The organism is Leptotrichia sp. HSP-342 (assembly GCF_041199995.1).
Taxonomy (GTDB): domain Bacteria; phylum Fusobacteriota; class Fusobacteriia; order Fusobacteriales; family Leptotrichiaceae; genus Leptotrichia; species Leptotrichia mesophila.
Map to the genome: position 1 here is coordinate 1,706,616 of NZ_CP165646.1, position 12,679 is coordinate 1,719,294.

The following is a 12,679-nucleotide window of genomic DNA, read 5'->3' on the forward strand; positions in this document are numbered from 1 at the left end:
ATTCAATTATAATAGGTAATTTGATGAAAATAGATACCAAGCAAAATTTCGTTAGAAGAAAAATAGCTGTTTGAGCTTTTGTAATTTATTTTAAAGTTAAATATATTTATTTGTATTAAAACAATTTATACTCAAAAGCGAGTTCTATTTTTCTTTTATAAGAAAGTTTTGCGTTAAGCGGGGTTGTAAGGGCATGGCGTTTGATGCCCTTACGTTAAAATAAATAATATAAAAAAAGAAAAAATAACTATTAACTAGACAAATCTAAAATAAAATTTATAAAATAGTTAATTTGAAGACTTAATTTAAGTATAAAATATTCTTAATAAATATTCATTCCACTATAAATTTCAATCATTTCCTTCCTAAGTCTATCCGTAATTTCCAGCCGTTTTTTAGGTGCGATTTCATAAACATCTTGATTAAATAGATAATTTTGTAATCTAATTTCCTTTATTAGCATTTTTGTATGGAAAATATTAGACTGATATACATTTACGTCAATTGCATCGTATATTTTTAATTTTTCAGGCTCAATATAATCTTGAATAGAAGTTATATTATGATCTGTAAAAAATTTCTTTCCTGAAATATCTCTTGTAAATCCACGTATTCTGTAGTCAATTGTAATTATATCAGAATCAAAGCTGTCTATCAGATAGTTTAACGTATTTAATGGCGAAATTTCCCCACAAGTTGCAATATCAATATCCACTCTGAAAGTGGAAATTGAATTATCTGGATGGTATTCTGGGAAAGTATGCACTGTTATATGGCTTTTATCCAAATGAGCGTGAACTGTATCTGTATCCTGACTTGCCCCACTTTTTTTTATACTGTTTTCATCCATTCCAATTTCCTCAAAAAATGGCTTTCCTCTATTACAAGACTTGTCGATATTTTCTGGACTTATTCTTTCTTCTGCAATTAAAACATTTACAGAGGCTCCTTGCGGCTCGTAATCCTGCTTTGATATGTTCAAGACTTGTGCTCCAATCATTTCTGCTACACGAATAAGTATTTTTGTAAGTCTTTCTGAATTATATTGCTCATCAATGTATGCAATATAGTCCTTCTGCTCCCTCTCTGTTTCCGCATAGCAAATATCATAAATATTAAAACTTAATGTTTTTGTTAAATTGTTAAATCCATATAACTTAATTTTATTATTTTCCAACTCATTCATCACTTCCTCTCCCATTTCTTCACATTACACTAAAAATTCTTTTAAAAATCAAATAAACCTTTAATTTGAACATTATAGTAAAACTGCTTTAAAACTAAACTCAAAAGGCTATGACTATTTTACTCAAAGCCTAAATTTATATAATTTTTAGTAGTTTAATTTTAAATAGGTTTGAGTGTATTTCAAAACATTACTGACTCAGTCTTAAAAATTTATTTATTTTTTACATATTTTTATTTATTTTTTATTTTATTTTTTCGCCAAATTATATCATTTATACACAATTTTTACAATTAAAATTACAAAATGAATTTTCAAAAAAAATCACAGCTAAATTACTAACTGTGATTATAATAAAATATTTCAAATCATCCTATACTTTACTATCCTATTTTCACCCCCCATAACATAAATTTCATCTTCAATTACACAAATTTTCACAATTCCTTCCTTCAACACTTTTTCCTGTTTTAAAATATGAAATTTACTATCTGTAATTACCAATTCTCCACTTTCCAAACCAATAAAATACTTTCCTTCAAATTCTTCAATATATGTTATTTTTCTGTCAGAAATTTTTATCGAATTATAAAGTTCCTGATCCAAAATATTCCATATTTCAATTTCTCCATCTTCTGTTCCTGCAAAATATTGGAGTCCAACTATTTTTGAATAAGTGTGATTTGTTTCAGTTTTTACTTCAAATATTTTTTTTAATTTATTTTCAAAAATACTTATAATATTTATATGTTTGTAATCTTCCCTAAATTTGATTATGACATTTTCTCCACTTGTAAATATTTTATAATTTCCATTTTTTATATTTTTTGTGAGCTTAGTGGAAATTAATTCTTTTGTATCAACATCGTATGAAAAAAGATTATTATTTTCAATATATACGATTCTGCCACTTGTTATAAAGTTCATAACTCTGATTGTGTCTTCAATATCAAATACGAGTTCAACTATTTTCTTTTTATTTCCGTCACATTTATAAACTTTACCATTAGGAGTAGAAACGAAAAACATGCTTGAGACAAATAACTGATTTTTTTCCTTTATATATTTTATGATTTCACAGTTTTTTACCTTTCCGCCACTTTCCTTCTCAAACTTTTCTTTATTAAAATATATAAGCTTTTCTCCTGTTGTTATAATTCTCTTATTAATTGGTTCAACTCCAAAATCATTGATTTTAGTTCTATATACTATATCTTCTTCTAAAATTAATTTCATTTTTCCTCTCAATTAGTACATGATATCTTCAGTAGGGCTGTATCCGCTGTCTTTTAATGTTTTTAACATTTTTTCCCCTGTCTTTGAAAATATTTCATTATTATAGTAAGTTTTCCAGTCTCCATCTATCTTTTTTGTATCCAGAATATACTTAAATAACATAAAAGTATCTTTTTTAGCTGCATCATAGGTATAAAGTCTGAAAGTATAATATCTTGGCTTTTTGGGTTCATCTTTTTTAGGGATATTTTTGGGAATCAATTTTGCTATATCATTCTCAAAATCAATTAATATTCTAAAAATATTTTCATATGTCAGTTCTTTTCTTTCATATGTGTTGTACACAAGTCCCACTTCCAAGTTATCTATTCCAACATAATATGTCATAAAATCATGTTCTACATCACAATAGATATTTCCTTTCAAATGAGATTTATTTATGAGCTCTATTTCCTTTGTTACATATATATTTGGATTTTTTATCCATTTGCAGGTATCTGAAAAAGAAATCCCTGTTACCAATAAAACAAGCAATATGATTATTTTTTTCACTTTTCCTCCTAAAATTTACAATTATTATAATAAATTTGAAAAAAATATATTTTAATCTTATAAATTTTTATATCAAATACTTTAAAATAATTTATATATTTCTTTGTTTATCTTTTATTTTCATTATTTAAGATATTTAATAAAAGTTTACCATATTTTTTTATTAATTTCAAGATTTACTCCATCTTCAAATTTAAAAAAAGAAAATCAAATTAATGATTTTCTGAATCTTAGATGTGAATTATATTCAAAATACTCATCAGAATTGGAACAACCAATATAAATAAAATTGTACTTGTTGTAACTACATTTGTGGAATATCCAATATCTCCATTAGTTTCATTAACTAAAATTGGTAATGCTGCAAACACTGGTGCTGCTGACTGTATCACAAACGTTTTTATTTCCAAATCATTTAACTGCACAAAATGTCCAGCAATTTTCAATAACACGATCATGACAATTGACGAAAATACAAATCTTCCAAGTAAAGCCAAGTTCGTATCCAAATCAAACCGGATACTGTGAAGTCCCGCATCTGCCAGCACTATTCCAATATAAAGCAATGCAAGAGGTGTTACAACGCTTCCAAGATATTTTGTAGTTTCCACAATCGGAGTTATTACTTTTATGCCTGACAAAAGTACAATAAAGGCTATTACAAAAGCAATAAGTGGAGGTGATAACAACTTTTTTAGATTAAACCCACTTTTCTCATCTTCATTACCTTCCAACGAATCACCTGCCAGAAGCATATACCCTAAAGTCCAAATTGATACAGTATTTGTAATGTAATACATTAAATAATATTTGGAAGCTGCTTCTCCAAAAAGTGCCATATTTAACGGAAGTCCAATAAATATTGTATTTGCATTGACTACCGCATTATAAAAGACTCCACGCCGTCCTTCTCTCATCTTCACCAGCTTTATTACAAAAAAAGCTGCAACATATCCGATAATAACCGAAGCAAATGTAAAAATCAAACGATTTGACACTTCCTTCAAAGCATCCATATTTAAATATTTCAAGACTGAATAGAATATTGAACAAGGCAAAGCCACATTTGTAATAAGTTTTGACACATTTTCACTAAATGTGTGATGAAACCAGTGCCTTTTTTTCAAAATATATCCAATCGCAATCATAACAATAATAGGGAAAATACTTCCCAGTGATTTCAAAAAAATCATTTTTAAACTTTCCTTTCTTTACTATACCCATTTCTTTCAAAATCAAATCTAATAATTCCATAACATTTAAAGTTGATTTTACAATAATTCACTACAAAAATATTATTTTAAACAAACAAAGCAAGGACTCGTTAAAGTCCCTGCACTTTTATCAATATTATAACTTAAACAATAAATCCGTGTAAGTTGGGAAACTCCAATATTCTTGATCAATAACTTTTTCCAAATTATCACAAGGAATTCTTAATGCCTCAAGTCCTGTTACCAATTTTTCTTTTACTAAATCTGTCTGTTTTCCTAAATCTTTTTCATTTTTTACTCTGTTAATTTCTTTTTCAAGCGATTTTACTTCTTTTCTTAAAGTTGTAATATTTGCAAGCACATCTTTTAATATTTCTTCCTGCTCTTTTATAAACGCCTTTCCGTATTTTGAATTTTTTTCAATATGATCAGCTAATAAATTGGCATATTTTAATCCAGATGGCAAGATATTTTTATTTGCAATGTCAATCAATGTTCTTGACTCTATGCTTAATTGTGTTACATATCTGTCTGCATAGGCATTGTATCTTGCGATAGATTCCTGTTCAGAAAGCATTCCAATTTCCTGAGTTAATTCTAGCACATCTTTATCTATCATTTTTCTAAGCGCAGTATTTGAAGCTACTTCGTTTGTAAGTCCACGTTTTTTAGCTTCTTTTGCCCATTCTTCACTATATCCATTTCCATTGAAAATTATTCTATGGTGTTTTTTATAGGCATTTGCAATAATTTCATTTGCCACTTTTGGCAGAGATTTTTCAGTTGCTTTTTCAAGTTTATCTGCATATTCAGACAGCACTTTTCCTACCATAGCATTTATTACAGCCGCAGAAGTTGCAGGTGTAGAGCTTGACCCCGGCATTCTAAACTCGAATTTATTTCCAGTAAATGCAAATGGCGAAGTTCTATTTCTATCTCCAGCATCCATGCTAAATGTTGGTAATACATCAACTGATAAGTTTACTTTTGATGATTCTGACACAGGCGCATCTTTTTTGTATGCAATATTATTCAAAACCGTTGTCAATTCATCTCCTAAGAATACTGAAATAATTGCAGGTGGCGCTTCGTGTCCACCAAGTCTATGATCATTTGTCGCAGTTGCAGTCGCATATCTTAACATTGGATAATATCTGTCAACAGCTTCTATTACCGCAGCTACAAAAATTAAAAATTGTGTGTTTGATTTGATATCTTTTCCAGGACTGAAAAGATTTTTACCGTCATCAGTTCCTAGTGACCAGTTATTATGTTTCCCTGAACCATTTACTCCTGCAAATGGCTTCTCGTGAAGCAATGCTACCAAATCGTGTCTTAATGCCGTTTTTTCAATGGTTTCCATTATTATCTGATTCTGATCTGATGCCAAGTTTGCTACTGAAAATAGTGGTGCTACTTCAAATTGGTTTGGAGCTACTTCATTATGTCTTGTTTTTGACGGAATTCCTAATTTCCAAAGTTCAACATCAACATCACTCATAAAGTTTATTACTTTTTCTTTGATTTTTCCGTAATAGTGATCACTTAGTTCCTGCCCTTTAGGTGCAGATGCCCCAAATAATGTTCTTCCAGTAAGCAATAAGTCATCTCTCGCTTCAAACATATCTTTTTTTACAAGAAAATACTCCTGTTCCACTCCTAAAGTGTTAAATACGTGATTAGCCGTAGTATTTCCTAAAGCCCGTAAAACTCTTAATGCTTGTTCACTTATATATTTCATTGTTCTTAATAAAGGTACCTTTTTGTCCAACGCTTCACCAGTAAATGAAATAAAGGCTGTAGGAATATACAACGTAACTCCATTTTTATTTTCTCTTATGAATGGATATGAACTTGTATCCCAAATTGTATAACCTCTTGCCTCAAATGTACTACGAAGTCCCCCATTTGGAAATGAAGAGGCGTCAGATTCACCTTTTATCAAATTACTTCCAGAAAATTTGTAAATAACTTCCTCATTTTCAACAGGTTCCAAAAATGAATCATGTTTTTCTGCTGTCAAATCATTTAACGGCTGAAACCAATGACAGAAGTGAGTAGCCCCTCTTTTAGTCGCCCAATCCTTAATTGCATTCGCAATAACTTCGGCAGCTTCCTTCGATAACTCAGTTTCACCTAATTGAGACGCTTTAAACTCTTTAAAAACAGCTTTGGAAACTCTTTTTTTCAAATTACTATCCCTAAAGACATTTTCTCCAAAGCTTTTCATAGCGTTTTCCATAAAATTTAACCTCTTTTCCGTATCAATTTCTTATGGAACAGTGCATTCCCACTTTCCATTTTTCTAACTATATTTTATTATACAATGCGAAAAAATATAAGTCAAACAAAAATTTTTTTATACTTTTTTATTTTTATAATAAATATATAGCAATCTCAGTTTAAAATTAATTTATTAATTTTTAAATATTTTTTCTTCTTTTTTTAGGTGCATTGACTATACTTACAAAAAAGTATGTTATAATAGACTTATTCGACAACTTATAGTTCAAAATTATAAATTACACAAATCAACGAGAATCTCATAGAAAATTTTCTTTCCTTGTTTCTGTAACATGTAGACACTATCCTGAATTTCTTGATATGACTATTCACATGCTCTATGTAAATTCTACGTCTTGAAATAATTGAATTGTATTTCTTGTCCTCTTTAGTTAATTTATACTTTTTTGTCGATTTTTTAGGCACCAAGCTGTTGCCGTGTATCTTATCTATGCCTATGTATCCCTTGTCGGCAATTAAAAGAACATCTTTTGAAAAATATACACGACTTCTACAGAACAGCCTGAAGTCATGAACGCTCCCGTGTGAAAACGAGACGTTGAGTATCCTTAAATCCTTTTCGTCTGCAACTATCTGAGTCTTTATCATATGTTTTTTCCTTTTTCCTGAGTAATATCTCCACTGTTTTTTTAGGACGCTCAATCTCGCATTCCGTAGTGTCAACCAGTACAACCTCTATCTCAGTGTCCCTGACAAGCTCCCTCTTTTTAGGCAAGGAAAGCTCCCCGCTTTTCTCAGCCCATTTAACACACTCACAGATAGTGCTTTTTGCAACGCCGTATTCAAAGGCAATGTTTTCCATAGTTCTATAGTTATGATAATATGAAAGCATAATTACAAGCCTGTTAAGAACGGACAGTTTTCGCGGATGTCTGCCTCTTAAGTGCCCAATTCTGTATGCCTCATTCAAAAGTTTCAGCATTTTATGAATACCAAAAATTTTCTGATAGTTCTCTTCCTTAAGTTTTTTTTTTTCAACATTATTTATCATTTTCATCACCAATATTATTGTACCCTGATATTATTCTTTATACAAGGTTGTCGAATAGGTCTAATAATAAAGATTGATCGGACACAACCGTTATACAACGACTGAAAAATTTTATACTCATAAGGACATTGAAGAACTGAGAAAAGCGGTGGAAAAGATATAGTATTTTGTATATTGCTTGTATATTGTAGGCATACATTTCTCTACTTTTCCATACTTTTTCCAAAATAAAAACCCCTGAAAACCAGTGTTTCCAAGGGTATATAAAATAATACAATTATCTTTTTGAGAATTGTGGGCTTCTTCTTGCTTTCTTTTTCCCGTATTTTTTTCTTTCAACCATTCTTGAATCTCTTGTTAAGAATCCAGCTTCTTTTAAAGCTCCTCTTAATTCAGCATCAGCTACTAATAATGCTCTTGAAACACCATGTCTAATTGCTCCTGCTTGTCCTGTGTTTCCACCACCATTTACGCTAACTTTTACTCCGTATTTGTTTAAAGTTTCTGTTAATTCTAATGGTTGTTCTACTATTTTAGCCAAGATTTCTCTTCCACCAAAATATTCTCTCATATCTTTTCCATTTATTGTTACTCCAGTTTCACCTGGTACTAATCTTACTCTTGCTACTGAAGTTTTTCTTCTTCCAGTTCCTAAATATTGAATTTTTTCTGCCACGAAAATTTACCTCCTATAACTCTATTCTTTCTGGTTTTTGTGCTGTATGTGTATGCTCAGATCCTGTGAATAATCTCAATCTGTTAATCATTTGGCTTCCTAATTTATTTTTAGGTAACATTCTTTCTACAGCTTTTCTGATTACTTCAGTAGGTTGTTTTTGTAACATTTCTTCTAAACTTCTTACTCTCAATCCACCTGGATATCCACTATGTCTGTAATATTTCTTGTCTAATAATTTATTTCCTGTTACAGCGATTTTATCAGCATTTGTAATGATAACAAAATCTCCTCCATCAACGTGTGGTGTATAGCTTGGTTTGTGTTTACCCATTAATCTTACTGCGATTTCAGTGGCTAATTTTCCAAGCACTTTTCCTTCTGCATCTATCTCATACCAATTTCTTACAACTTCTTCTTTTTTTTGCATTACAGTGTATTTACTCACTTTGTTTCCTCCTGTTTTTATTCTCTATTTTATAGAATAACGGTCCTTTGTGGGAAAGGCTCATATTAGTTAATTATATATCATTTCCTCCCACTTGTCAAGAGAATTTCCTTGATATTTTTCCATTTGAAGAAATTTAAAAGATTTTATTAATAAAAAATGCTCTTTTTACTTTTAATCCTTATAAAAATCTGCTCATTTCTTTTTCTCAAGATTTTTAGTCATCTCTTTTTTTATTTGTTTTCTAAATTCATCTGATAGCAAAAACTCATATCCATGTTTCTTAATAAGTTTCATCTCTTTTTCTGTTATTTCCTCTGGAGTTTTTGAACTGGCAATTTTATATGCTAACGAATCCTCCATGCGACATTTTTTAATAAGTTTCATTTCTTCTTTTGTTATGTTTTCCAGTTCTTTTGAACGAATAATTTTATCAGCCATTATATTCTCAATCATACTATTACCAAAACAAGCAAATACATTTGTACTAATTCCTAAAGCCATTATAGCTAATATTAATATTTTTTTCATATTTATCATTCCTTCCATTTATTTTTACTGAAAATATAATTCTTACATATTTTATCTATTTAATTTAAAGTAGTGTTCAAATCTAAAATATACTTTTTAATACAATATCATTGTACCACACATGTATTATAATGTCAATTTTTAGAGTAAAGTTTTTTCTGTATTTTTGGATAAACTTAAAAAAAAATAAGGAAATAATAAATTTATAAACAAAATTGCAGATGGTAACATTTTTTCAAATATATTTGAAATAGAATTTAGATTGATTATTTAAATTTTTGAGGTATCCTTATTATAGAAAGGTGAATAATATGTTAAATTATAGGGAAACTGAAATATTAAATAGTCTTATTAGATTTGTTATAAACATATATTGATAGAAAAAATAACATAAAAAATTTCAAACAAAATAAAAATACTTAGAAAAAAAATAGAAAAACATTAAGATTTTTTTCTTTAAATATTGACATAGTATAAAAATAAGATATAATAATAATGAAAAAAAATTATATTCCTATGTGATAGAAGAATATGAACAAAAAAATAGAAAGAGAGTTGGTTAAAAATGATGAAGTATTTACAGAAAATTGGTAAATCACTTATGTTGCCAGTTGCAGTATTACCAGCTGCAGCAATACTTTTAGGAATAGGTTACAGACTTGATCCTGTTGGTTGGGGAGCAAACAGTCCTACAGCAGCTTTCCTAATAAAATCAGGAGCTTCCATATTGGAGAATATTCCTATATTATTTGCAGTCGGAATAGCAGTTGGAATGTCTAAAGAGAAGGATGGTTCTGCGGCATTATCAGGATTAGTAGGCTTCTTAGTAATAACTACATTATTATCAAAAGATTCCGTTGCAGTTTTGACAAAAGTGGATGTAGACAAAGTTCCTTTAGCTTTTGGAAAAATAAATAATGCATTTATAGGAATATTATCAGGAATAATAGCTGCTGAAATATTCAACAGATTCCATAAGACACAGTTGCCAATGGCTTTTGCATTTTTCAGTGGTAAAAGACTAGTTCCAATATTGACATCAGCCGTAATGCTTATCTTATCTCCTGTATTATTCTTTGTATGGCCTATAATATTTGGAGCATTAGTAACTTTAGGAGAAACATTTTTAAAACTAGGACCTTTAGGAGCTGGAATATTTGGATTCTTTAACAGACTATTAATTCCTCTAGGATTACACCACGCATTAAATGCAGTTTTCTGGTTTGATATAGCAGGAATAAACGATATTAAAAACTTCCTTGGCGGAACAGGAGTAAAAGGTATAACAGGAATGTATCAGGCAGGATTCTTCCCTATTATGATGTTTGGACTGCCAGCAGCCGCATTTGCAATGTATCAGGAAGCTAAACCTGAGAGAAAGAAACAAATTGCATCTTTAATGTTAGCAGCAGGAGTTACTTCGTTTGTAACAGGAGTGACAGAACCTCTTGAATTTGCATTTATGTTTGTAGCACCTTTATTGTATGGAGTTCATGCACTTTTAACAGGATTAAGCTTATTTATAGCATCAATGTTCCACTGGACAGCTGGATTTGGATTTAGTGCAGGACTTATTGACTTTTCACTAACTTCAGGAATGCCAATGGCTAACAATCCATTTATGTTATTAGTTCTAGGACTTGGATTTGGAGTAGCTTATTATCTGTTGTTTAAAGTACTGATAAAAACCTTTAATTTAAAAACACCTGGAAGAGAAGAAGAGGATAATGAAGAAGAATTAAAAATAGAAACTTCAAATAATAGTCATACAGAAGTAGCTACAATCATATATGAAGCATTAGGTGGAAAAGATAATGTAGTTTCCATAGATAACTGTGCTACACGATTAAGACTAGAAGTAAAAGATTCAACTTTAGTAGATGATAAAAAAATTAAAAAAGTTGCAGCAGGAATTATAAAACCTTCTAAAACAGATGTTCAGGTAATTATTGGTCCATTGGTTGAATTTGTTGCAAATGAAATGAAAAAATTATAAAAATATATTATTATAAATATAAAAACTGCACTTAAACTTTAAATACAAGATTAAAAGTGCAGTTTTAAAATATTTTTATTTTATTTACTTCTTATCATTGCTGTTCTACTTTTTCCAGCAAGCAAACAACCTCTAAATGCGGTGTAACCGGGAACATATCCACCACCGAACACCTAACCAGCCTGTATCCAAATTCCCCAAACTTTATCAGATTTGTCATCAAAGTTTTTGGATTACAAGACACATAAATTATATTTTTAGTATTGTATTTTACCAGCTTTGTGATAGTTTTTTCACCTACACCAGCACGTGGCGGATCCAAAATTAAAATATCTGGCTTGATTCCATCATTATCAAATTCATCCAATTTTACAAAAACATCTCCTGCGATAAAATGTGCATTCTGGATATTATTTAATTTTGTATTTTCATTAGCCTTTTCTACGGCTTCTGGCACTAATTCGATTCCATAAACCTGCTTTGCCTTTTTTGAAACAATTTGCCCGATTGTACCAGTACCACTGAATAAATCAAAAACTGTTGCTTCATCAATTTTAATATTTTCAATTTCTTCAAGATATGTTAAGACTTTTCCGTATAATTTTTCGACTGTCTGGGAATTTGTCTGAAAAAAACTGTATGGGCTGATTTTAAATTTTAATCCAAAAATCTTCTCTGTCAAATCACGTTTTCCATACAAAATCGTTTCACTTTCGGAAATAACCATATCCGAAAAATTATCATTAAATGTGTGTAAAATTCCAGTAATTTTAAAATCATCATCTAAATTTAAGGCTAACAATCCTTCCTTAAACTCTTTTTGAAATTTTTTCTTTTCTATCTCACTAATTTGAGTCGTTGTTACAATATTTACCAAAATCTGTTTTGTAAATTCTGCCTTTCTAATTACAAGATTTCTAAAAAAACCTATATGATCTAACCTGTGATAAAAATCAAAACCTGTCTTTTTACAAAATTCATTACAAAAAACATAAATTTTATTAAAATTATCATCCATTAATTTTAACCCATCAACTTCTACAATATCGTGAAAACTGTTCTGCTTATGAAGCCCTAAAATTATAGGCCCTCCTTTTATAGCATTTCCAAAGCTAAATTCCATCTTGTTTCTATATTTATCAGGCTTTACACTTCTGACAGGCTCTTCAAAAATATAGTCATACTTAATAATCTTGTCTAATTCTTTTTTTATATGCCCTGACTTTATTTCAAGCTGCTCATCATAGGTGTAATACTGATAGTTACAGCCTCCATTTTGTCTTGCAATATCATCATATATCACATTTTGCCTTCCAGCAAAGTCAATAATTTTACAATGTATCAGCTCATACTTTCTCCGTCTTTTTACAAAAATTCCCTCAACAACTTGATTTTCTGCAGCATTAATATTCACATAAATTTTATTTTGATCAAAAAAGCCATAGGCTCTGCCCTTAGTATCGAGATTTACAATTTTTAACTGTATCAAGTCTCCTTTTTTCAAACTTTTCTTTTCCGTTTTTTCCATTAATTTCTCCAATTTTC

At 29.6% G+C, this 12,679-nt stretch carries 12 protein-coding genes; 1 reads left to right on the forward strand and 11 read right to left on the reverse strand.

Translation table 11 applies throughout. From position 1 onward, the window contains the following. Positions 1-322: 322 nt before the first annotated feature. The 10 genes from speD to AB8B23_RS08735 all read right to left on the reverse strand — a co-directional run bounded on the left by speD (position 323) and on the right by AB8B23_RS08735 (position 9,138). Positions 323-1,186: an adenosylmethionine decarboxylase gene (gene speD, locus AB8B23_RS08690; RefSeq protein ID WP_369712415.1), complete on the reverse strand. Its 864-nt coding sequence runs from the start codon at positions 1,184-1,186 to the stop codon at positions 323-325. A 363-nt stretch (positions 1,187-1,549) separates the two neighbouring features. After that, positions 1,550-2,422 carry a hypothetical protein gene (locus AB8B23_RS08695; RefSeq protein WP_369712416.1) on the reverse strand — a complete coding sequence of 291 codons (873 nt, stop codon included), beginning with the start codon at positions 2,420-2,422 and terminating at the stop codon, positions 1,550-1,552. 12 nt (positions 2,423-2,434) lie between these two features. Continuing rightward, positions 2,435-2,974 (reverse strand): hypothetical protein, encoded by a 540-nt coding sequence (locus tag AB8B23_RS08700; protein ID WP_021744026.1) that lies wholly within the window; start codon positions 2,972-2,974, stop codon positions 2,435-2,437. A gap of 230 nt (positions 2,975-3,204) precedes the next feature. Next, the gene (locus AB8B23_RS08705; RefSeq protein WP_178936145.1) at positions 3,205-4,167 is read right to left on the reverse strand and encodes an AEC family transporter; all 963 of its coding nucleotides are present in this window, start codon (positions 4,165-4,167) and stop codon (positions 3,205-3,207) included. Between the two features lie 157 nt (positions 4,168-4,324). Beyond that, entirely contained in the window at positions 4,325-6,430 is a 2,106-nt protein-coding gene (locus AB8B23_RS08710; RefSeq protein WP_369712417.1) for a glutamine synthetase III, read from the reverse strand. 260 nt (positions 6,431-6,690) lie between these two features. Further along, positions 6,691-7,080 (reverse strand): transposase family protein, encoded by a 390-nt coding sequence (locus AB8B23_RS08715; protein ID WP_369712418.1) that lies wholly within the window; start codon positions 7,078-7,080, stop codon positions 6,691-6,693. After that, entirely contained in the window at positions 7,001-7,483 is a 483-nt protein-coding gene (locus tag AB8B23_RS08720) for a transposase family protein (protein WP_369712419.1), read from the reverse strand. The genes AB8B23_RS08715 and AB8B23_RS08720 overlap by 80 nt, the downstream gene beginning before the upstream one ends. A gap of 277 nt (positions 7,484-7,760) precedes the next feature. Further along, positions 7,761-8,159 (reverse strand): 30S ribosomal protein S9, encoded by a 399-nt coding sequence (gene rpsI / locus AB8B23_RS08725; RefSeq protein WP_369712420.1) that lies wholly within the window; start codon positions 8,157-8,159, stop codon positions 7,761-7,763. 13 nt (positions 8,160-8,172) lie between these two features. Beyond that, positions 8,173-8,607 carry a 50S ribosomal protein L13 gene (gene rplM / locus AB8B23_RS08730; protein WP_021743094.1) on the reverse strand — a complete coding sequence of 145 codons (435 nt, stop codon included), beginning with the start codon at positions 8,605-8,607 and terminating at the stop codon, positions 8,173-8,175. 195 nt (positions 8,608-8,802) lie between these two features. After that, positions 8,803-9,138: a hypothetical protein gene (locus AB8B23_RS08735; protein WP_039900873.1), complete on the reverse strand. Its 336-nt coding sequence runs from the start codon at positions 9,136-9,138 to the stop codon at positions 8,803-8,805. A gap of 565 nt (positions 9,139-9,703) precedes the next feature. On the opposite strand from AB8B23_RS08735, the gene nagE reads away from it, so the two are divergent. Further along, positions 9,704-11,134 carry an N-acetylglucosamine-specific PTS transporter subunit IIBC gene (nagE, locus tag AB8B23_RS08740; RefSeq protein WP_021743092.1) on the forward strand — a complete coding sequence of 477 codons (1,431 nt, stop codon included), beginning with the start codon at positions 9,704-9,706 and terminating at the stop codon, positions 11,132-11,134. A 94-nt stretch (positions 11,135-11,228) separates the two neighbouring features. Here nagE and rlmD read toward each other — a convergent pair whose 3' ends face one another. Next, on the reverse strand, positions 11,229-12,662 hold the full coding sequence (gene rlmD / locus AB8B23_RS08745; protein ID WP_369712421.1) for a 23S rRNA (uracil(1939)-C(5))-methyltransferase RlmD: 1,434 nt from the start codon (positions 12,660-12,662) through the stop codon (positions 11,229-11,231). Positions 12,663-12,679: the final 17 nt, after the last annotated feature.

Coding starts and splice junctions, on each gene's coding strand:
- speD (WP_369712415.1), bottom strand. CDS start 1,186: ATGAATGAGTTGGAAAATAATAAAATTAAGTTATATGGATTTAACAAT.
- AB8B23_RS08720 (WP_369712419.1), bottom strand. CDS start 7,483: ATGATAAATAATGTTGAAAAAAAAAAACTTAAGGAAGAGAACTATCAG.
- rlmD (WP_369712421.1), bottom strand. CDS start 12,662: ATGGAAAAAACGGAAAAGAAAAGTTTGAAAAAAGGAGACTTGATACAG.
- AB8B23_RS08695 (WP_369712416.1), bottom strand. CDS start 2,422: ATGAAATTAATTTTAGAAGAAGATATAGTATATAGAACTAAAATCAAT.
- AB8B23_RS08735 (WP_039900873.1), bottom strand. CDS start 9,138: ATGAAAAAAATATTAATATTAGCTATAATGGCTTTAGGAATTAGTACA.
- AB8B23_RS08705 (WP_178936145.1), bottom strand. CDS start 4,167: ATGATTTTTTTGAAATCACTGGGAAGTATTTTCCCTATTATTGTTATG.
- nagE (WP_021743092.1), top strand. CDS start 9,704: ATGATGAAGTATTTACAGAAAATTGGTAAATCACTTATGTTGCCAGTT.
- AB8B23_RS08710 (WP_369712417.1), bottom strand. CDS start 6,430: ATGGAAAACGCTATGAAAAGCTTTGGAGAAAATGTCTTTAGGGATAGT.
- AB8B23_RS08715 (WP_369712418.1), bottom strand. CDS start 7,080: ATGATAAAGACTCAGATAGTTGCAGACGAAAAGGATTTAAGGATACTC.